The sequence below is a fragment of the Paraburkholderia flagellata genome (assembly GCF_021390645.1).
Classification (GTDB): Bacteria; Pseudomonadota; Gammaproteobacteria; order Burkholderiales; family Burkholderiaceae; genus Paraburkholderia; species Paraburkholderia flagellata.
The window spans coordinates 296,744-317,813 of the sequence record NZ_JAJEJT010000004.1; the positions used below are offsets into that span (position 1 = coordinate 296,744).

At 66.5% G+C, this 21,070-nt stretch carries 18 protein-coding genes and 1 pseudogene; 15 read left to right on the forward strand and 4 right to left on the reverse strand.

What is annotated here, in order from left to right:
* Positions 1 to 237: 237 nt before the first annotated feature.
* On the reverse strand, positions 238 to 954 hold the full coding sequence (gene fabG, locus L0U83_RS31970; protein WP_233888182.1) for a 3-oxoacyl-ACP reductase FabG: 717 nt from the start codon (positions 952 to 954) through the stop codon (positions 238 to 240).
* A gap of 40 nt (positions 955 to 994) precedes the next feature.
* Positions 995 to 1,255: a phosphopantetheine-binding protein gene (locus L0U83_RS31975; protein ID WP_233889096.1), complete on the reverse strand. Its 261-nt coding sequence runs from the start codon at positions 1,253 to 1,255 to the stop codon at positions 995 to 997.
* A gap of 525 nt (positions 1,256 to 1,780) precedes the next feature.
* Between L0U83_RS31975 and L0U83_RS31980 the strand changes: the two genes are divergently transcribed.
* The 14 genes and pseudogenes from L0U83_RS31980 to L0U83_RS32040 all read left to right on the forward strand — a co-directional run bounded on the left by L0U83_RS31980 (position 1,781) and on the right by L0U83_RS32040 (position 17,538).
* On the forward strand, positions 1,781 to 2,449 hold the full coding sequence (locus tag L0U83_RS31980; protein ID WP_233888183.1) for a COG4648 family protein: 669 nt from the start codon (positions 1,781 to 1,783) through the stop codon (positions 2,447 to 2,449).
* A 68-nt stretch (positions 2,450 to 2,517) separates the two neighbouring features.
* The gene (locus tag L0U83_RS31985) at positions 2,518 to 4,332 is read left to right on the forward strand and encodes an AMP-binding protein (RefSeq protein ID WP_233888184.1); all 1,815 of its coding nucleotides are present in this window, start codon (positions 2,518 to 2,520) and stop codon (positions 4,330 to 4,332) included.
* Positions 4,329 to 5,246, forward strand: a pseudogene (locus L0U83_RS31990) (lysophospholipid acyltransferase family protein); the annotation flags it as partial. The gene L0U83_RS31985 and the pseudogene L0U83_RS31990, both read left to right, overlap by 4 nt.
* A 134-nt stretch (positions 5,247 to 5,380) precedes the next feature.
* Positions 5,381 to 6,034, forward strand: coding sequence for an outer membrane lipoprotein carrier protein LolA (locus L0U83_RS31995; protein WP_233888185.1), 654 nt, complete (start codon positions 5,381 to 5,383; stop codon positions 6,032 to 6,034).
* Complete coding sequence (locus L0U83_RS32000) at positions 6,034 to 8,577, forward strand: MMPL family transporter (protein WP_233888186.1); 2,544 nt, start codon at positions 6,034 to 6,036, stop codon at positions 8,575 to 8,577. The genes L0U83_RS31995 and L0U83_RS32000 overlap by 1 nt, the downstream gene beginning before the upstream one ends.
* Entirely contained in the window at positions 8,574 to 9,434 is an 861-nt protein-coding gene (locus L0U83_RS32005) for a polysaccharide deacetylase family protein (RefSeq protein ID WP_233888187.1), read from the forward strand. Before L0U83_RS32000 ends, L0U83_RS32005 begins: the two co-directional genes overlap by 4 nt.
* Positions 9,435 to 9,464: 30 nt before the next feature.
* Complete coding sequence (locus tag L0U83_RS32010) at positions 9,465 to 10,670, forward strand: beta-ketoacyl-[acyl-carrier-protein] synthase family protein (protein WP_233888188.1); 1,206 nt, start codon at positions 9,465 to 9,467, stop codon at positions 10,668 to 10,670.
* Positions 10,671 to 10,675: 5 nt separating this feature from the next.
* Positions 10,676 to 11,503: a beta-ketoacyl synthase chain length factor gene (locus tag L0U83_RS32015; RefSeq protein WP_233888189.1), complete on the forward strand. Its 828-nt coding sequence runs from the start codon at positions 10,676 to 10,678 to the stop codon at positions 11,501 to 11,503.
* A gap of 2 nt (positions 11,504 to 11,505) precedes the next feature.
* The gene (locus tag L0U83_RS32020; RefSeq protein WP_233889099.1) at positions 11,506 to 12,018 is read left to right on the forward strand and encodes a hotdog family protein; all 513 of its coding nucleotides are present in this window, start codon (positions 11,506 to 11,508) and stop codon (positions 12,016 to 12,018) included.
* A gap of 22 nt (positions 12,019 to 12,040) precedes the next feature.
* Entirely contained in the window at positions 12,041 to 12,334 is a 294-nt protein-coding gene (locus tag L0U83_RS32025; RefSeq protein WP_233888190.1) for a hypothetical protein, read from the forward strand.
* Between the two features lie 520 nt (positions 12,335 to 12,854).
* Positions 12,855 to 13,145: a glycoside hydrolase family protein gene (locus tag L0U83_RS40945; protein ID WP_373321153.1), complete on the forward strand. Its 291-nt coding sequence runs from the start codon at positions 12,855 to 12,857 to the stop codon at positions 13,143 to 13,145.
* Complete coding sequence (locus L0U83_RS32030; RefSeq protein WP_233888191.1) at positions 13,114 to 13,617, forward strand: lysozyme inhibitor LprI family protein; 504 nt, start codon at positions 13,114 to 13,116, stop codon at positions 13,615 to 13,617. The genes L0U83_RS40945 and L0U83_RS32030 overlap by 32 nt, the downstream gene beginning before the upstream one ends.
* Positions 13,618 to 14,124: 507 nt before the next feature.
* On the forward strand, positions 14,125 to 16,446 hold the full coding sequence (locus L0U83_RS32035) for a putative bifunctional diguanylate cyclase/phosphodiesterase (protein WP_233888192.1): 2,322 nt from the start codon (positions 14,125 to 14,127) through the stop codon (positions 16,444 to 16,446).
* Positions 16,447 to 16,572: 126 nt separating this feature from the next.
* On the forward strand, positions 16,573 to 17,538 hold the full coding sequence (locus tag L0U83_RS32040; RefSeq protein WP_233888193.1) for a chemotaxis protein: 966 nt from the start codon (positions 16,573 to 16,575) through the stop codon (positions 17,536 to 17,538).
* Between the two features lie 58 nt (positions 17,539 to 17,596).
* Here the strand turns inward: L0U83_RS32040 and L0U83_RS32045 are convergent, their stop codons facing one another.
* Positions 17,597 to 18,385, reverse strand: a complete 789-nt coding sequence (locus L0U83_RS32045; RefSeq protein WP_233888194.1) for a maleate cis-trans isomerase family protein — start codon at positions 18,383 to 18,385, stop codon at positions 17,597 to 17,599.
* On the reverse strand, positions 18,382 to 19,626 hold the full coding sequence (locus L0U83_RS32050) for a D-amino acid dehydrogenase (RefSeq protein ID WP_233888195.1): 1,245 nt from the start codon (positions 19,624 to 19,626) through the stop codon (positions 18,382 to 18,384). The genes L0U83_RS32045 and L0U83_RS32050 overlap by 4 nt, the downstream gene beginning before the upstream one ends.
* Positions 19,627 to 19,899: 273 nt before the next feature.
* On the opposite strand from L0U83_RS32050, the gene L0U83_RS32055 reads away from it, so the two are divergent.
* Positions 19,900 to 21,066, forward strand: a complete 1,167-nt coding sequence (locus L0U83_RS32055; RefSeq protein WP_233888196.1) for a branched-chain amino acid ABC transporter substrate-binding protein — start codon at positions 19,900 to 19,902, stop codon at positions 21,064 to 21,066.
* The last annotated feature ends 4 nt before the right edge of the window (positions 21,067 to 21,070 follow it).

Genomic DNA, 21,070 nt, shown 5'->3' on the forward strand with positions numbered 1-21,070 from the left:
GGCGGGCGCCTCGGCAGCGCGAGTCCCTGCAATCATTTTAGGCCGCGCCGCTGCGCGCGCATAACCGCCGCGGCGGACGTCCGGCGCATCGTGCGCGGGAACTTCGTAACCGGATGCTTCGGCGCTCGCGCCCGTGCTTATGCCGGGCGCGGAGCGCGACTGCCGCTTTGCGTCGAAGGGTTGCACAGACACTCGTATTTCCTCAGATGATGCAGCGGCTCAAAACGCGCCGCGTATTCAGGCCAGACCGCCGTTGATCGATAGGACTTGTCCTGTCACGTAGGCGGCCGCGTCGGACACCAGGTACGCCACCATGCCCGCGACTTCCGCGGGCTGGCCGGCGCGCTGCGCGGGCACGAGCTGCTTGATGCGCTCGGCGGGAAACGCGTGCTCCGCCATGGGCGAAGCGATGATGCCGGGCGCCACGGCGTTCACGGTGATGCCGCGCGAGGCGAGCTCCAGCGAGAGCGATTTCGTCGCGCCGATCAGCCCGGCCTTCGCGGCCGCATAGTTCGCCTGGCCGCGGTTGCCCATCACGCCCGCGAGCGAGGCGATGTTGACGATGCGCCCGTGGCGCGTGCGGATCATCGGCATGAGAAGCGGCTGCGTGACGTTGAAAAAGCCGTTGAGCGAGACGTCGATCACGCGGCGCCACTGTTCGCGTCGCATGCCCACCAGGGGCGCGTCGTCGTGAATGCCCGCGTTGTTCACCAGGATCTGCACGGGCGTGTCTTCCACGAGGCGCGTGAGCGCGGCTTCCGTTGCGTCGGCGTCGGTCACGTCGAAGGCAATGGCGTGCGCGCTGCCGCCCGCCGCAACGATGCGTTGCGCGACAGCTTCGGCCTCTGCCAGACGCCGGTTCGCGTGCACCCAGACCTCGTGGCCCGCTTGCGCGAGCGCTTCGCTAATGGCCTGCCCGAGTGCGCCGCTGCCGCCTGTCACGAGTGCACGCATGGGTTCTCTCCGTCGATCCTGGCTAGCGCCGGCAGTGACGTTAGCGCACGCGGTGCGCCGCGACATAGGCGGCCAGCGTGCCGAGCGTCGCGAAAATCTGCTCGTTTTCCGGATTGTCCGAGCGCAGCTCGAAGCCATACTTCTTCGAAATCAGCAGCGCGATTTCCAGAATGTCGATCGAGTCGAGCCCGAAGCCTTCGCCATAGAGCGGGGTGTCCGCGCTCACTTCGTCGAGCGAGACATCTTCCAGATTCAGCTCTTTCACGATCTGCGTGGCGAGTTCTTGTTCCAGTTCGTTCATCATGCGTGGGTTCTCCGGGCATGCGGGCCGTAGCGCTGGCTGCCCGTTTTTAGGGTTCGTTTGATGTAAAAGTTACCAGGATTCTAAGTGAAGGGTATCGGTGCGTATACGGTGCTCCCGGGCGAAAGGGTTACAGAGGGTCGGTACCAGGCGTCGCGCATTTTTGGGTCGGAACGCGCCAGATGCTTGCGCGGCTTCGGGCCTGTCTGAATCGGACAAAAGCCGTAGCTGGCGCGATTCTGAACATTCAGTTACAAACCGGCGGCTGGCCGGGCAGGTGATCGGGTCCCGTCAATCTTAAAATGTGCGTGCCTGAACACGCTTCCAAGAAACCGGCCCGATATTTGCGTTTCCTATGACGATTTGTGGCGCTTGCCACATCCTACGATTCACTTACGACCCCATTCGCGACATTTGCCCAATGTCTTGTCCGCTCAGCCAAATCGCCTCGGGTTGCACCGGGGCATCTCACCCGCCGGCGCTATGCGTACGGCAGGACGGCGCGCGCCTCTGCGGAGGCAGGCAATGAGCGCGCTGGCTGCGGCGGCGCGCGCGGTGCTTGGCGTGGCGGCGGTGGCCGCCTGGCAAATTGGCGCGCACTACGCGGTGGCGACGCCGGGCGCGCACGGCTTCGGTCTTGCGATGGCACTCGTGCCGCCGCTCGCGATCGCGCTGGCCGCCGCCGCGCGCTCGCCGCGCCGCGCATGGCTGCTGCCGCTCTGGACGCTCGTGGTGCTCGTGCTATGGTTCACGCGCACGCCGCTTGCTTTGCATTTTGAATGGGGACTGTATCTGGAGCATGTGAGCTTCAATCTCGCGATGGCGCTGCTGTTCGGGCGCACGCTCGCGGCGGGGCGCGTGCCGCTTTGCACGCAGTTCGCGACGATGATCCATGGCGGCACGCTTGCGCCGGCCGTCGCGCGCTATACGCGCCAGATCACGCTCGCATGGACGCTCTTTTTCGTCGCGATTGCCGGCGTTTCGACGCTGATGTTCGCGGTTGCACCGATCGTCGCGTGGTCGACGTTCGCCAACTATCTGGCTTTGCCGCTCGTGGCGGTGATGTTCGTCGCCGAGCACGCTTGCCGGCGTTTCGCGCTGCCGGGCGAGCCGAATGCCGGCATGCTCGACGCGATTCGCGCATATCGGCAGACGACCGGGCACACGACCCCGGCGCACGCGGAGCATTCCTGACCATGAATGCCGCTCGCCCGCCTGAGTCGACGCAGGGCCAAACACAGGAATCCGTATCGACTGAAGTTATGCAGACTCATCCGCTCGTTTTTCATACGTCGCCCGACCAGGTCATTGCCTGGCGCGACGGCGCGCCCGTCACGGTGCGCGCTTTCCTCGCCGATGTCACGCGTGTGGCTGCGGCGCTGCCGGCGGGCGGCCACGTGTTCAACGTCTGCCGCGACCGCTACCGCTTCACCGTGGGCCTGTGCGCCGCGCTCGTGTCCGGCCGCATCAGCCTGCTGCCCTCCACGCAGACGCCGGAGACGGTGCGCCAGCTCGCTTCGTTCGCGCCCGACGCGTTCTGCCTGAACGACGCGCCCGACTGCACGATTGACCTGCCGCGTTTCGCGTACCCCGAAGCCCAGCAAGAAGCCCAGCATGAAGCCGATAAGGACACGCCGTTCGTCGTCCCGCAGATCGACGCCTCGCGCATCATGGCCTACGTGTTCACGTCGGGCTCGACCGGCGCGCCGGTGCCGCATGGCAAGACCTGGGGTGCGCTCGTGGCGGGCGTGCGCGCGTCGGCCGAGCGCCTCGGCCTGCTCGGCGCGCACGATTGCACGATCGTCGGCACCGTTCCGCCGCAGCACATGTACGGTTTCGAAGTGACCGTGCTGCTCGCGCTGATCGGCGGTTTCGCGTTCAGCAACCGGCTGCCGTTCTATCCCGTCGATATCCGCGGCGAACTCGAAGCGCTGCCGCATCCGCGCGTGCTCGTGACCTCGCCGATCCACCTGCGCGCGCTGCTCGCCACCGGTCACGCGCTGCCGCCGGCCGAACTGGTGCTCTCCGCCACCGCGCCGCTCTCGGAAAAGCTCGCGCTCGAAGCGGAAGCGCGCCTGAAGGCGCCGCTCATCGAAATCTACGGCAGCACCGAAACCGGCCAGATCGCGACGCGCCGCACCGCGAAGGGTGCGACGTGGCAACTGCTCCCGAAGGTCCGTTTCGAAGCGCGCGAAAGCGAGGCACAGGACGACGAGGGCCCGACGATGTGGGTTTCGGGCGGCCACGTGGACGAGCCGGTGCCGATGGGCGACGCGATCGAACTGCTCGACGCGCAGCGTTTCCTGCTGCACGGGCGCAAGGCGGACCTCATCAACATCGCGGGCAAGCGGACCTCGCTCGCTTACCTCAATCATCAGCTCAACGCGATTCCAGGCGTAGAGGACGGCGTGTTCTTCATGCCTGCGCACCTCGAGCACGATGCGCACACGGGCCACGACGTCGTGCAGCGCCTCGTCGCGCTCGTGGTCGCGCCCACGCTGCCGCTCGCCGATCTGCAGCGCGCGCTGCGCGAGCGAATCGATCGCGCGTTCCTGCCGCGTCCGCTCCTGTTCGTCGATGCCCTGCCGCGCAACGACACCGGCAAGCTGCCGCACGACGTGCTCGCAGTGTTCGTCGCGATGCATATGCGCGGCGGACTCGCACCCACTGCGAAGCGCGCGCCCGATGCGATGGAAGCGGGCGCCGCTTCGTCGATACCCGCGTCGGCGCGTTCGTTCACGATTCCCGCCGATCATCCCGCGCTGCCCGGCCATTTTCCGGGCCACCCGATCGTGCCGGGCGTCGTGCTGCTCGATCACGCCATCGACGCGATCGGCAGCGCGCTGAACCGGCCGTTCGCCACGTGGAAGCTCAGCAGCGCGAAATTCCTGAGCCCCGCCGCGCCCGGCGAAACACTCGACCTTGCCTGGGACACGGCGGCGAGCGGCGCGATCCGGTTCACGCTGCGCGCGGGCGCGCGCGATGTCGCGAGCGGCGTGCTCAGTGACGCAATGAGCGGCGTACCCCACGCCGAGCCGCTTGCACACGCGCTCGCGCAAACCGGAGCGCAGCCATGACGAAGCGCACCGACTGGGCGAACCAGCAGGAGCGCAGCAACACGCTGCTCCTGCGCATCATGACGTGGCTTTCGCTGCGCCTCGGCCGCCGCGCGGGCCGCGCACTGCTGCACCTGATCGCGCTGTATTTCGTGCTGTTTTCGCCGCGCGCGTGCGCGGCCTCGCGCGACTACCTGCGCCGCGTGCTGGGCCGCCCTGCGCACTGGCGCGACGTGTACCGCCACGTGTTCACGTTCGCCGCGACGATCCACGACCGCATTTATCTGGCGAATGCGCGCTTCGACATGTTCGACATCCGTCCGCACGGCCATACGCTCGTGGACGAGACGCTCGCCAAAGGGCGCGGCGTGTTCCTGATGGGCGCGCACCTCGGCAGCTTCGAGATCGTGCGCGCGCTCGGCCGCACCCGGCCCGACCTGCGCGTGGTCGTGACGATGTACGAAGAGAACGCGCAGAAGATCAACGCGACGCTCGCCGCCGTGAATCCCGATGCGAAGCCCGAAGTGATCGGGCTCGGCCAGGTGGGCTCGATGCTGAAGGTGCACAAGCGTCTCGACGAGAACTGCATGGTGGGCATGCTCGCGGACCGCACGCTGCTTGCGGGCGACACGGCCACCATGCGGCGCATGGCTTTTTTGGGCGAGCCGGCGGCGTTCCCGCTCGGGCCGCTCTACATGGCCGCGATGCTCAAGCGCCCGGTGCTCTTCATGACGGGCCTGTACCGTGGCGGCAATCGCTACGACGTGCACTTCGAAACGCTGGCGGACTTCACCGACGTGCCGCGCGAAGCGCGCCAGCGCGCGATCGACACCGCGCTCGTGCGCTACGTCACGCTGCTCGACCGCTATTGCCGCAAGGCGCCGTACAACTGGTTCAACTACTACGACTTCTGGCAGGGCGGCAAGCAGGGCGCGAGTGTTGGCGCACCGGCATCGGCAACTGCGGCGGCGATCGCTGCGGCCCGCGCACCGGCGCCGGCCCCGACCCCGCTGCGCCGCCGCGAGGCGCGCCCCCACGCCGAGCTTCCCGTGCGCGAGGTGACCGACGCATGAGCGCGATCCGCCGTTTCCCCACTTTGCGCGCGCGCTGCCTGCGTGCGCTGGCGAGCGCCGCTTTCATCGGCGGTGTCATCGCGACGGCGAGCGCGCCGGTCGTGCGGGCACAGGCTGCCGAATCCGCGCAACCCGCCTGGACGCTCGACCGCCTGATGGCCACGCTCGCGCAGCACAAGTCCGGCCGCGCGAGCTTCACCGAGACAAAATACCTCTCGATCGCCACGCAGCCCGTGGAATCGTCAGGAGAACTCGTGTTCGTCGCGCCCGATCATCTGGAAAAGATCACGCAGAACCCGAAGCCCGAGCACCTCGTGGTGGACGGCGACATGCTGACCGTGCAGCGCGAGAACCACAAATACACGCTCGCGCTCGCGCGTTATCCGGAGCTGGGCGCTTTCATCGAGAGCATCCGTGCGACGCTAGCGGGCAACCGCTTCGCACTGGAACAGGTCTACAAGGTCGCGCTCGCGGGTGAGGGCGACGACTGGACGCTCACGCTCACGCCGCTCGACTCGCGCATGCGCAAGGTGGTGAGCACGATCACGATAGACGGCACGCGTGACGCGATGCGCAGCGTCGCGATCCAGCAGGCCGACGGCGATCATTCGATGATGCGCCTGCACGCCCTTTCCGCGGACTCGAACTGATGGACCCGCGCGCGCATCCGCTCCTTGCACGCAGCTTCGCGCTCGTGCAGCGCCGCGCCGTCGCGGTGTGGCTGCTGTGCCTCGTCGCATGCGCGGTGGCGATCGGCCGCGCGAATTTCACCGCCGATCTTTCGGCGTTTCTGCCACGCTCGCCGAGCCCCACGCAGCAAGTGCTCGTCGATCAACTGCGCGACGGTCTGGCTTCACGGCTCATTCTCATCGGCATCGACGGGGGTTACGAGAGCACGCGCGCCGCGCTTTCGCGCCGCGTCGCGGCGACCTTGCGTGCAGACCCGCAATTCGTGGCGATTCACAACGGCTCGGGCCAGAGCGACGCGCGCGACGAGCAGTTCATGTTCACGCACCGCTACGTGCTGAGCCCCGCGGTCACGCCGCAACACTTCTCGGGGCAGGGGCTGCACGAGGCGCTGGGTGAGAGCCTCGATCTGCTGACTTCTTCGGCTGGGCTGGTTGCCAAGGACTTGCTGCCGCGCGACCCGACGGGCGAGGTGGCGGCGATGCTCGGCCAACTCGACAGCGCGGCGCAGCCCGAGAGCCGCGGCGGCGTATGGGCCTCGCGCGACGGCCGGCGCGCCGTGCTGGTTGCGCAGACTGCCGCCGCCGGTTCCGACACCGACGCGCAGGCCCACGCCATCGACGCCGTGCGCGCGGCCTTTGCGGCCGCCACGCGCACCTTGCCCAATGCTTCGGCCTACCAGGTATCGATGACGGGGCCGGGCGTCTTCGGGGTCGACACGCGCGACGCCATCCGCCACGACGTGGAACGCCTCTCCACCATGAGCCTCGTGCTGATCGTCGCGCTGCTGCTCACGCTGTATCGCTCGCCGCGCACGCTGGCGCTCGGGCTGTTGCCGGTTCTCTCTGGTGTGGCGGCGGGCATTGCCGCGGTTTCGCTCGCGTTCGGCACCGTGCATGGCTTGACGCTCGGCTTCGGCACGACGCTGATGGGCGAGGCGGTGGACTACTCGATCTATCTGTTCGTGCAGTCGTCGCAGGGCGGCCCGCGTGGTGCACCGCAGAGCCGCGACACCATGCGCGCATGGCTCGCCGCCTATTGGCCAACCATACGCCTCGGCGTGCTCACCTCGGTGTGCGGCTTCGCGACGATGCTGTTCTCGGGCTTTCCCGGCCTCGTGCAACTCGGGCTGTATTCTATTGCGGGCCTCGTGAGCGCCGCGCTCGTTACGCGCTTCGTGCTGCCGCAACTTTGCGGCGGCGCCGTGGCGATTCGCGACGTTTCGCGCATCGGCGCGTGGCTCGCGCGGCTTGCGCATGCAGCGCCGCGTCTGCGCTGGCCGCTCGCGGCGCTCGTGCTCGCGGCGGTGGCGTCACTCTGGCTGCATCGCGACGATCTCTGGAGCCACGAGCTTGCCTCCTTGAGCCCCGTGCCCGCCGCGAGCCAGGCGCTCGACACGCGCCTGCGCGCAGACGTGGGCGCACCCGACGTGCGCTATCTCGTGGTGATTCCGGCCGCGAGCGAACAGGCCGCTCTCGAAGGCGCGGAGAAGGTCGGGGCGCAGCTGCAGCCGCTCGTCGAGCGCGGTGTGCTGGGTGGCTTCGAGAGCCCCGCACGTTACCTGCCGAGCGACGCCACCCAGCGTGCGCGCCTGGCCAGCCTGCCCGCAAAGGACGTGCTCGCGGCGCGCCTGCAAGAGGCGATCAAGAACCAGCCAGTGGACGTGCGGCCCGACGCCTTCGCGCCATTCCTCGCCGACGCCGATGCGGCGCGCAACGCGCCGCTCGTGACGCGCGCGGACCTCAAGGGCACGTCGATGGCGCTCGCCGTGGATGCGCTCCTGACCCAGCGCGAAGGACATTGGAACGCCATGCTCGCTTTGCGCGCGCCGCGCAATTCACAGGCCGCGCAGAGCGCGAACACGCCGAGCCTCGACGCGAGGACCGTGAGCGACGCCGTCGCGCGTGCGAACGTGCCGAGCGCACTCTTCGTCGACTTGAAGGCCGAAGCCGACCGGATGTACGTCGACTATGTGCGCGAAGACATCCGGCTCTCGCTTGCGGGCTTTGTCGTCATTGTCGTGTTGCTGGCGCTCGCGCTGCGTTCATTCTCGCGCGCGGCGCGTGCGCTCGCGCCGCTCGTCGCGGCGGTGCTGGTCGTGGCCGCGGGATTCGCGCTGGCGGGCGTTTCGCTCACTATCCTGCACCTGGTCGGCATGCTGCTCATCGTCGCGGTGGGCTCGAACTACGCGTTGTTCTTCTGCAAGCGCGACGACGAAGCGGGCATCACGCCGCGCACGCTCGTCTCGCTGCTCGTTGCCAATCTCGCGACGGTGGCGGGTTTCGGCCTGCTCTCGCTCTCTCATGTGCCGCTGCTCGAAACGTTCGGGTTGACGGTCGGGCCGGGCGCGATGCTCGCGCTGATATTCGCGGCGATTCTCGCGCCGCCGCTCGTGCGCGGCAGCGACGAGGCGCATGCGGCTGCCGATACCCCCGAACAGCGGCAGGCTGCCCGCCCGCGCGGCGAACGCGCGCACATGAGCCACCCGCACGGAGGCCGCGCATGAACTCGGCTTCGTTGTCCTCTACACGTGTGACGCCCGAGACCGCTACGGCGCGCCGCTGGAAGCCGTCGCCGTTCATTTGCGGCGCGGCGGCGGTGCATGCGGGCGCGGCGGCGGCCCTCGTCGCGCATCCGGCTGCGTGGCCGTGGGCCGCGGGCAGCGTGGTCGCGTCGCATCTCGCGCTGACCGCCGCGGGCTTGTGGCCGCGCAGCGCGTTGCTCGGCCCGAACTGGACGCGGCTGCCCGAACATACGGGGCAGCATATCGCGCTCACTATCGACGATGGTCCGGACCCCGAAGTGACTCCGCGCGTGCTCGATTTGCTTGACAAGTTCGATGCGCGTGCAACGTTCTTCTGCATCGGCGATCAGGCGCGGCGCTACCCGCATCTGGTTGAAGCGATCGTGGCAAGCGGCCATGCCGTCGAGAATCATAGCCAACGCCACCGGCATACGTTCTCCCTCTCGGGGCCGCTAGTGATGAAGCGCGAGATCGAGGCGGCGCAGCGCACGCTCACCGAAATCGCGGGTACGCCGCCGCGCTTTTTCCGTGCACCGGCGGGCCTGCGCAATCCGTTCCTCGAGCCGGTGCTGTGCGGCCTCGGCCTGCACCTCGCAAGCTGGACGCGGCGCGGCTTCGACACCTGCGCGAAAGACGCCGGCACGGTCACGCAACGCCTGCTCGATGGCCTGGCTGCCCGCGACATCCTGCTCGTGCACGACGGCCACGCAGCGCGCGACGCGCGCGGCAATCCGCTCGTGCTCGACGTCCTTGCGCCGCTGATGCGCGCCGCCGACGAACGCCAGTTGCAGTGGACCACACTGCGCGCGTGCCTCGGCAGCGAGGCCGGACAACCCTGACTCCACCGCTGCGACAACGGACCGACTGACGTGAAACCACTCATCCTTTCGCATTTCACCGCGACCAGCTGCCTCGGGCGCGGGCTAGACGCGACGCTCGACGCGCTGCGCGGCAAGCGCGGGGGGCTTGCGCGTTGCGACTTCGCGCGCGCGGACCTCGATACGTGGATCGGCGCGGTGGCGGGCCTGGAGAACGAGACCCTGCGCGCCGATCTCGCGGACTACGCGTGCCGCAATCACCGTCTCGCGCAGATCGGCTTCACGCAGGACGGTTTCGCCGAGCACGTTCGGGCCGCCATTGCGCGCTACGGCGCAGATCGCGTGGGCGTGTTCGTCGGCACCAGCACGTCGGGCATTCTCGAAACCGAAAACGCCTACCGGCAGCGCGACCTGGAAAGCGGCGCGCTCAAACCGGGGTTCCATTACGCACAAACGCACAACCCGTTCGCGCTGGCCTCTTTCGTGCGCGCGTATTTCGGCCTGCGCGGACCGGCAACCTCGATTTCTTCTGCCTGTTCTTCGGGCGCGAAGGTGTTCGGCTCCGCGCGCCGCATGATCGAAGCGGGGCTGATCGACGCGGCGGTGGTGGGCGGCGTCGATTCGCTCTGCTTGACGACGCTGTACGGCTTTAATTCGCTCGAACTGCTTTCGCGCGATCCGTGCCGCCCGTTCGACGTGAACCGCAACGGCATTTCGATTGGCGAGGCCGCGGCGTTCGCCTTCCTCGAACGCACGCCCGACACGCCGGACGACGACGCCATCCTGCTGCTCGGCGTCGGCGAATCGAGCGATGCGCATCACATGTCGTCGCCGCATCCCGAAGGACTCGGCGCGCGCGCCGCGATGGCGCAGGCGCTTTCCACAGCGGGCATGGCCGCAAGCGAAATCGGCTACATCAATCTGCATGGCACGGCCACGCCGAGCAACGACGCCGCCGAAAGCCGCGCGATCAACGCACTGTTCGAGCGCACGCCGTGCAGTTCGACCAAGGGCGCGACGGGGCACACGCTTGGTGCCGCGGGCGCGCTCGAAGCTGTGATCTCGGCGCTCGCGCTGCGCCATCGCTTCGTGCCCGCCGGCGTCAACACCACGCAGCCCGACGCCGCGCTCGGCCTCGACTACGTGCTGGAAAGCCGCGAGTCGCAAGTGAATGCCGCGCTCAGCAACTCATTCGGTTTTGGCGGCACGAACTGCAGCCTCCTGTTCGGCCGCGCGGACCGCGCACATCACGGATGACCGCCATGAGACTTTCCGCATTCATTGAGAGCGTCGGCGTGATTGGGCCCGGTCTCGCCAACTGGCCGCAGACGGCAGACGTGCTCGCGGCGCGCGCGCCATACGTGGGCGCACGCACGGTGCTGCCGCCGCCCCAGGGCCTGCCGGCGGCAGAGCGCCGCCGCAGCGGGGCTGTCGTCAAGACCGCGCTTGCTGTGGGCCACGAAGCCGTCGCGGCGAGCGGCCGCGACGCGGCGACGCTGGCCGCCGTATTCGCCGCCTCGGGCGGAGATGGTCAGAACTGCCACATAATCTGCGACGCGCTTGCCGGCGACGATCGCCTGCTTTCGCCCACGCGCTTTCACAACTCGGTGCACAACGCGCCCGCGGGCTACTGGAGTATCGCCACGCGTGACCAGGCCACATCGAACGTGCTGTGCGCGCATGACGGCAGCTTCGCAGCGGGTCTGCTCGAAAGCGCGTGCCAGGTGGCCGTGGATGGCGTGCCCACCTTGCTGATCGCCTACGACGCCGACTATCCCGAACCGCTGCACACGCTGCGACCCGTGGCCGACGCATTTGGCGTGGCGTTCGTGCTCGCGCCGCAGGCGAGTGCGGCGTCGATTGCGCGCCTTGACGTGACGCTCACCGAAGCGCTGGCGACGACGCTCGCCTCGCCCGAACTCGAAGCGTTGCGCACGAACAATCCCGCCGCGCGTGCGCTGCCGTTGCTCGAAGCGCTTGCCTGTATGGACAAAACCGGCCAGCCAGCAAGCGTGGTCATCGACTATTTGCCCGAACTGCGCGTGCAGATCGACGTGACGCGCCCGGACGCGTTTGGAGAGGGCGAATGACGATGCAAGCCGTCCTGCCGGGTGTCCTCTCGGACGTGATTGCGAACGCCGCGACGCCTGGGCCGCTCGACCACGCATGGATCGCGGCGCGCATCCCGCACAGCGGCGCGATGTGCCTGCTCGACGCGGTCCAGGCGTGGGATGAATCGCGTATCTGCTGCGTGGCGACTTGCCATCGCGATCCGCACAACCCGCTGCGCTCGCGCGGCCGCCTCGCGGCGGTGTGCGGCGTTGAGTACGCGGCGCAGGCGATGGCGGTGCATGGTGCGTTGCTGGGCGCAATGGATGGCGCAGCGGCGGGCCGCCCGCACGTGGGTTTTCTTGCGAGCGTGCGTAACGTGGTGGCGCATGTCGAGCGCCTCGACACGCTCGCCACGCCACTCGCGATCGAAGCCGAGCGCATGAGCGGCAGCGGCAACACGATCCTCTACGGTTTTACGGTGCGCGGCGAGGGCCGCGTGTTGCTTACGGGACGCGCGGCGGTGATGCTCGACGCGTCCGCAGTCATTCGATGACAATACAAAAGGGAGCCCGACGATGAAATCCAAACGGTTCATACTTGCGGCGCTCGTGCTGGGCATGGCCAGCACGATGGCGCACGCCGACCTTCACGAAGTGAAGGAGAACATCAAACACGACTCGAAGGAAGCGGCGACGAAAACCGGCCACGCCGCACGCGACTTCGGCCACGCCACCGCGAACGCGGCGAGGACGGTGGGCCACGGCATCGCGCATGCGTCGCGCGAGGGCTACGAGGCCACCAAGCGCGCGACGAAGCGCGTGTTCCACAAGGACGGCAGCGGCGAGAGTAGCGAAAAGAGCCAGGCGTAGGGCGCTTTTCGCTGGGCGTCGGTGTTCGTAGGCGCTCGTGTTCGTCTAACGGAATACGGCGGCATCGTTTCTTGTATGGTGTCGCTTGCGCGTGTGTCGGATATCGAAAGCACGTTAGCACTTGTGAACAGAAGGCCGCTCATTTATGGGCGGCTTTTTTGCTTTTAGGCGCTCGTGATCCGTTCCTTCGCGCATGAACACGCCCTTAAACGCGTTCGAGCTGGGCGCGCGGTCTTGTCCAACGCACGCAGTTTTGGACGGGTTCTTAAATATTCCGGGTAAATCCAGGTAATCCGAATTATTCACCGTGTTGGCCGCGATTTGGCGAATGTCACTTCAATTTTGCGCGGTGATGCCTAATGCATCGTTGAGTTTTCGCAAGAATACTTTTTCGGATAAGTCCCATATCTCGCTTGCTGATTCGGCCTGAACCTAGTTTGAGCGGGAGCGCGTGATTGCCCGCTTAACTCGCTGGTTGCATCACCAGACCAGCAGCTTTCGTCGACTTTGTGGAGATCGTGTGATCAATTTGAGTCCGGTAGAGGCAGTAATAAATCGCGAAGTAAAGGTTGCGCTTCATCAGTACGAGTACGACGCATTAGTATCCATTCTCTTTAACTCGGGAATATATCGAAGGCCAAGCGATCCGTGGCCTGGCACACGTTCGGAATTTTTAGCGAGCAATCTGAACAAGGGTGATTATAAAAAAATGACTAAAATCATCGAAGCGTTTATTGCGCATCGTGTGCCGGGGCGACGTCGAACAGAGGCGAGGCTCTTTGAAAGGGGGGACTACGTTGCGACTCATTAATGCATGGATTGCTCTGCTTTTGATCACAACTGTGACATACGCTTCGACTTCGATTTATGGATCTGCATTTGACTACAGGAAAGCAAAGCCGGCGCGCGATTATTTTTCCGATAAAACTGTCGATCAGATAGCCTCGTACTGTAAGCGGGGGATGCTCGGGGTGATGGACTTATCGGCATGCGCTCAGTTCCGTTATGAGATGATCGCTGATGTCCTGAATAAGAGAATTTCGGTGGTTGAGGAAGCTTTTAAAGAAGGCGATAAAGCGAATGCCGAATACGGCGGCCCAGCGGCACTTCCTTTTTTTAAGAAAGGTCAAGCGAATTGGGAGCAGTATAGAGACAACATCTGTTATTCAAACGTCTACTCTGTAAGTCAGGCGTCGCTGCGGTTTGTTGACTTCTGGGACTGCATGGCGCGAATCACGAAGAACCGGCTGGACGAATTAACCAAGCCTGACGTAGATGATTAACGCGCGGCCCCGCTTCGGCGGGGCTTTTCATTCGACGGATTAATATGAGACTACGACGCTTTGCCGTCGCTCTATTCGCCCCGTGTGAAATGCTCGCGTCGAGTAGCTTTGCATCGCGCCCGCGTTGAAGAACGTCACCGGGCCGATCGTAGAGGGCACGCTTTTGTTTGCGATTCTTGGGGTTCGTGTATCCCGGCAAACGCGGCGAACATCCGGATAGGACTGCTATCGGTGCCTACGTGTTTACCCTCGCAACCGCCAACACTCCGTGCGCGAGTGCCCACCCGGCGCGCCTTCCCCTCCGCGCCCTCTTATCCGGCTCGCCGCCGACCCCGCACCTTCCCCTCCCAGCACTTCAAGATAGCGCCGCCCTTGCCGTTAATGCAGGGGCAGCGGCGTCGCGCGCCTCACAGCGGGCGGCGCGCCGCGCACCACACAAGAGATCGGACCGGCCGCGGGAGCGCTACGTGCACCACACGCACCGCGGCAACAAGAGGGGAAGAAGGCATGGTCTATTCCCAAGCGGCGGGAGCGTTCGGCGCAGCGGGATCACGGGGCGGTCAGTCGGAGGTGTCAAAAGAATCGAGCGAGGCCGCGAACGCAGCAGATGCGGCGCTCGCACAGGAGCGCAGCGTATTGCGCCTGGTCTCGCGCAGCATGCCGCTGCCGGAACTGCTGGCGGAGGTCTGCTGCCGCGCCGAGCGGCTGCTGGGCGCGGGCGCGAACTGCGCGATCCTGCAACTGGACGGCGACGGCCGCCGCCTGCGCATAGGCAGCGCGCCGTCCTTGCCGGCGCAGTATCACGCCGCGTTCGATGGCACGCCGGTCGGTTCCGGCACGAGCCCGTCCGGCACGGCGATCTTCGAGCGGCGCACGGTTTGCGTCGACGACTTCGAGCTTGCGCACGAGTGGGGCGAGTACCGCCGCATCGCACTCGACAACCTCCTGCGCGCGGTCTGGACCACACCGCTCGACGACGACAACGGCGGCGTGATGGGCGCGCTCGCCGTGTACCAGAGCCGGCCCTGGCGGCCCACGGCGGCCGAGGAGGCGCTGCTGAGCGACATCGCCCGCAGTGTCGCGGCCATGCTCAACCAGCAGACCATTGCCGAGCGCCTCGCGCTGAGCGAAGAGCACCATCGCCTTGTCGTGGACCACCTCAACGAAGGCATCGTGATGCAGGCGCGTGACGACACCGTGCTCGCCTGCAATCGCAGCGCGCGGCGCATGCTGCGTCTGCCCGAGAACGCCATCGGCCTGAGCATCATGAAGGTGATTCCGCGCGTGCTCGACGAAGGTGGCAAGCCGCTGCCCGTCTCGAAGCGACCAAGCATGCAGGCGCTCGAAACGGGCAAGCCGGTGCTCGGCGAGACGGTCGGCCTCGAACTCGCGGATGGCGAGATCGTGTGGGTGAGCGAGAACGTGCTGCCGATTTTCCGGCCCGGCGAAAGCGAGCCGATTTCCGTGGTGGTCTCGTTTACGGACATCGGGCCCGTGCGCGAGGCGCAGCAGCAACTGCGCTATCTCGCCACGCGCGACGCGCTCACGGGGCTCTACAACCGCACGTTCCTCGCCGAGCGCATGCATGCGCTGCTCGAAAGCGCGAGCGGCACGGCGCGGCCAGCGCTGCTCTTCGTCGATCTCGATGGCTTCAAGAAGGTCAACGACACGGGCGGCCACGAGGCGGGCGATTCGCTTCTGCGCGACGTGGGGCGGCGCCTCACGGGCTGCGTGAGCGAGGCGGACACGCTCGCGCGCGTGGGCGGCGACGAATTCGTGATCGCGGTGCGCCGCTACGACGAGGTGGACGAACTCGTCGCGCTCGCGCAGCGCGTGCTCGGCGCGCTCGCCGCGCCGTTCGCGGCGGCGGGCAACGAGTACTACCTGGGCGCGTCGATTGGCATCAGCCTGTATCCCGACGATGGCCGCAGCGCCGCCGCGCTCATGCGCAACGCCGACTCTGCGATGTACGCGGCCAAGCAGCGCGGCACCAACCAGTTCCAGTTCTTCACGGCCGAGTTGCGCCAGCGCCTGCAGCGCCGTTTCCAGATCGAGCGGGGGCTGCGCCGCGCGCTTGCTTCAGGCGAACTGCGCCTCGCGTATCAGCCGATCGTGGATGGCGAAAGCGGCCGCATGATCGGCGCGGAGGCGCTGCTGCGCTGGGAGAGCGAGGAGCTGGGCCAGGTCTCGCCAGTTGAGTTCATTCCCGTGGCCGAGGACACCGGCATGATCATCCCGATCGGCCAATGGGTGCTCGAGCATGCGTGCCGCCAGGCCGCGCAGTGGCGGCGCCTCTTTGCGCCCGACTTCGTCATGGCGGTCAACTTCTCGCCGCGCCAGATCGCGGACGGGCTGGTCGAGCAGGTGGAGGGGTGCCTGGCACGAACGGGCCTCGCGCCCGATGCGCTCGAAGTGGAGATCACCGAAGGCATTCTCATGAGCGACAGCCAGAGCGTGCTGCCTCTCCTGCACGCGCTCAACGACATTGGCGTGCGCATTTCGGTGGACGACTTCGGCACCGGCTATTCGTCGCTTTCGTATCTGAAGCGTTTTCCGCTGCACCATCTGAAGGTCGATCGCACGTTCGTGGCGGGCCTGCCCGACAACCGCGACTCCGTGGCGATCACCCAGGCCGTCGTGGCGATGGCGCACTCGCTCGGCATGCGCGTGACGGCCGAAGGCGTGGAAACGCCCGAGCAGGCCTCGTTTCTGCGCTCGCTGCGCTGCGAACGGCAGCAAGGCTACCTGTTCGGCAGGCCGGTGAGCGCCCAGGCCTGTGCGGCGCTGCTGCGCGAGCATGCCGCTGGCCGCGTGCGCGAGGACGTGTGAGCGTGCCCTGATCCGGCACACTCGTGCGCGAGCAATGGTCTCAAGATTTCCCGCGCCAGGCCGTAGACGAAGGCAGGAAGCGGATGCCGCACGCATCACGCCAGAGGAAAAGGACACGAGAGAATCATGGACAGCGGCTTCGCAATCGACGAACGAACCCGCCTGACGAGCACGAACCAGTTCGAGCTGCTGCTTTTCCGTCTCGGCGCGGCGCCGGGCAGCGAGGTCGGCGAAGTCTTCGGCATCAACGTTTTCAAGGTACGGGAAATCCTGAGCATGCCGGCGATCACGCCGATCGCGGCGTCGTCTCCCTATGTGCTGGGCGCCGCGAACATTCGCGGCCAGGTGATGCCCGTGATCGACCTGCCGCGGCTCATGGGCTGCGAGCCGGCAACGGGCCTGAACATCCTGCTCGTGACCGAATTCGCGCGCTCCACGCAGGGCTTCGCGCTCGAAAGCGTGGACGAGATCGTGCGGCTCGAATGGAGCCAGGTACTGACCGCCGACGTCACGATGGGCAACCGCGTGACGAGCATCGCGCGGCTCGAGAACGATCCCGAGAGCAAGAAGCTCGTGCAGGTGGTGGACGTGGAGCAGGTGCTGCGCGACGTGTTCCCGGCGCAGCACGGCGCGGTCGCCGCCGAGGACGTGGGCGAGCCCGCGATGATTCCGCCGGGTGCGAAGGTGCTGGCCGCCGACGACTCGGGTTTCGCGCGCGAGCTGATCGGCCAGAGCCTCAAGGCGCTCGGCGTGGAATACACGATGGCGAAGACGGGCCTCGAAGCGTGGAAGCAGATTGACGCGATTGCGACGAGCGCGGAGCGCGACGGCGTGCGCGCGAAGGATCGCATTGCGCTCGTGCTGACCGACCTCGAAATGCCCGAGATGGACGGCTTCACGTTGACGCGCAAGATCAAGGCGGACCCGCGCACCGTGGATATCCCCGTGGTGATCCATTCGTCGCTCACGGGCACCGCGAACGAAGCGCACGTGAAGAACGCTGGCGCGAGCGGCTACGTCGCCAAGTTCGCCGCTGGCGATCTGGCGGGCGCGATTCGCAGCGCGCTTGCTGGCAAGCCGGTTTACGCGTGATTCCGTGATCCGGTGGCCGCGCCGGTGTGCAATGCGCCGGCGCGTCGCGGTTTATCTTTCACACACGCGCAAACAACCTCCCCAACTGCGGCTCGCTATCCCGCACCCCCGCGAGCCGCAGCGCGTGCCACGCCATTGCGTAGTTGCTCGACAGCACGGGCTTGCCGGTCTGCGCTTCGATCTCCGGCACGAGCGCGGCCACGCGCAGGCTGGTGCACGAGACGAACACCGCGTCGGCATCCTCGTGGCGCGCGAGCGTTTCTATCGCACTGCGAATCGAAGTCGCGTCGATGCGCGCCACCTCGTTGTCGTCCGCATGCTCGAACGAGGCGATGCGCGTGACGGCCACGCCGCGCGCCTCGATGTAATCGCGCATGAAGTCGTTGATCGTTCGCACATAGGGCGTCAGCAGCGCCACACGGCGCACGTCGAGCGAGCGCAGGGCGGCGAGCGCCGCCGTGATCGGCGTGGTGCATTCGATGCCGGGCCGTGCCTGGCGAATGTGCGCCGCGACTTTCTCTTCGCCTATCACCATCGAAGCCGAGGTGCAGCCGAACGCCACCACGTCCAGGCGCTCGCCGGGCAGCAGCAGGCTCACCGCGGGCGCGATGCGTGCCTCGATTTCGGCGAGGCGCGGCGGCGTGATGTCCGGCGAATTCTCAAGGCGGCTCTCGTAGAACGCCACGCCTGGCTGGCGCAACAGGTCGCGCCATTCGTATTCGATCGTATGGTCGGTGGCCAGCACGACGAGGCCAATCGCGGCGCGGCGGGCAATGCCGCCATCGAGCGCGAATTCGAGCTTTGTGTAGGCGTCCTCGTGATTTTTCGGCGGTGCGGTAGTGTTCATCTCAGCGTCAATCCCGTCATGTCGAGTTCGGGTTCGCGCCCGGCCATGATGTCGGCGAGCAATTTTGCGGTGCCGCACGACATGGTCCAGCCCATGTGCCCGTGACCCGTGTTCAGAAAGAAGTTGCGATGGCGCGTGCGGCCGATCAGCGGCGTGCCCTCCGGCGTCATCGGGCGCAGTCCGGCCCAGTAGGTGGGCTGCGTGTAGTCGGCGCCTTGCGGAAAGAGTTCGCGTGCCGCCTGCATCATGGATGTGAAATCGGCGGGCGTGTGGCGCGTGTCGTAGCCCGCAAAATCTGCGGTGGCCGTGAAGCGCAGGCGCGCGCCAAAACGCGCCCATGCCACGAGGTGATTCTCGTCCACGCCGCCCATGTCGGGCGGCCGATGCTCGGGAGCGCAGGGGAACGTCGCCGAATAGCCCTTCACAGGATAGACCGCGATCCGGTAGCCAAGCGGCCGCGCGAGTATCGGCGACCAGGAGCCGAGCGCGAGCACGTAGTCGTCGCCCTGGATCACGCCGGCGCGCGTGCGCACGCCGGCAATGCGATCGCCGGCGGCTTCGATTGCCTCGATCGGAGCGTCGAACACGAAGCGCACGCCCATACGTTCGCAAACCTCCTTGAGCGCGCGCGTGAAGCGGTGCGCGTCGCCGCTTTCGTCGCTCGGGCAGTAGATCGCGCCGGCAATGCGCTCACGCGCGTGGGCGAGCGCGGGTTCGCGTGCGGCGACTGCGGCCGCGTCGAGCGTTTCGAGCGGCAGGCCGTTTTCGACGAGGATCGACATGTGGGCGCGACCGCGTTCGAACGAGGCGGCGTCGCGATAGAGATAGAGCAGTCCGCGGCTGATGAGGTCGTATTCGAGTTGCTCGCGCGCCGTGACCTCTTGCAGTTGATGCTGCGAATAGCGGCATAGCCGCACCTTGCGCGAGGTGTTTTCGCGCGAGCGCGCTTCGGTGCAGTTGAGCAGGAATTGCGCGCACCATGCCCACATGTGTGGATCGGCCTTCAGGCGCAGACGCAGCGCCTGGCCCTCGACGAACAGCGATTTGAGCAGGATTTTCGGTGCCCGAGGCGAGGCCCACGTGTACGAATGGCCAGGAGCCACGAGCCCCGCGTTGGCGAAACTGGTTTCGAGCGCAACGCCCGCGCGCCGCTCGACAACGGTGACGTCGCGGCCGTCGCGCGCGAGGTAGTACGCGCTCGTGACGCCTGCAATGCCGCCGCCCAGCACGATGGTCTTCATTCGCGCCCCTCCATGCGTGTATACAAAGTACCTTCACGCCGCCGCTCGCGCACGCGATTTGTATACGCGCATACCCTATAGCAGCTAAATGATGGCATGCATCTATCATGGATAAGTCGTTATGCGCCGGTCCCCATGCAAGCTGCGCGCCATGAGCGAGCGAGTCCTGCAGGGCATCGTACCGGACGAATTATTTCGTTTCGCTAACTGACCGCGCGGGCTTGCCTGCGTCGCGGCATCGCCCGGTCGGGTCCACGCTCAGGAGCCGCTCACATGAATCCTCAGAACAATGGCACGCTGCACGCAACCATCGCGCTCGCTCTCCTTTCCCTTGCTGCGCTCGCGCCTGGGTTCGCACACGCGCAGACGATCAAGATCGGCGTACCAGTGCCGCTTTCGGGCAGCAGCGCGGCAGCGGGCACCGATATTCTGAACGGCGCAAAGCTCGCGGCCGCGAAGATCAACGCGACGGGCGGCCTGCTCGGCAAGCAGATCGAACTCGTGCCCGAGGACGACGCGTGCGACGCGCAGACAGCCGTTCAAGCCGCGCAAAAGCTCGTGGATGCGGGCGTGGTTGCCGTGGCGGGCGGTTACTGCTCGAGCGCCGCATTGCCCGAGTTGACCGCGTTCCACCGGGCCGGCATTCCTTACGTGCTCGATGCCTCGACCAATCCGAAGCTCACGGAAATGGGCTACGACAACGTGTTCCGCACGATTGGCCGCGACGACGAGCAAGGGCCGTTTGCGGCCAGCTTCATGAAGAATTCGCTGCACGTGAAGCGCGCGGCGGTGATCGACGACAACACGACCTATGCGAAGGGCCTCGCGCAGAACACCGTGGAATCGCTCAAGAAGATGGGCGTGGACGTGGTGTACGCCGACTCGATCACGCCGGGCCAGATGGACTATTCACCGACGCTCACCAAGGTTTCGTCGCTGAAGCCGGACGTGATCTATTACACCGGCTATTTCTCCGAGGCGGGTCTGCTCGTGAAGGAAGCGCGCCAGGTGGGCCTCAAGATGACCTTCATGGGCGGCGATGGCACCAACGATCCGACGCTCATGAAAACGGCTGGCCCGGCCGCCGACGGCATGATCATCACGACCGCACCGCTCGCGCAGTTCCTGGCGGGCGCGCACGACTACCTCGATCAGTACAACAAGTCCTATGGTCAGGGCCCGGGGCCGTACTCGGTGTACGAGTACGACGCCGTGGGCGTGACCGCCAAGGCCATCGCCGATGCGAAGTCGGCAAAGCCCGCGGACATAAGCGCGGCGCTGCACAAAATCACGAGCTACCCGGGCGCCACGGGGACGATCGGCTTCAATGCGAAGGGCGACCGCAGCCGCGCCGTGTACATCACGGTCGTCGTGCACAACGATCAGTTCGAGCCTTACCAACGCCAGGATGCAAGCGGCAAGTGGGTGGAGATGAAGTAAGCGC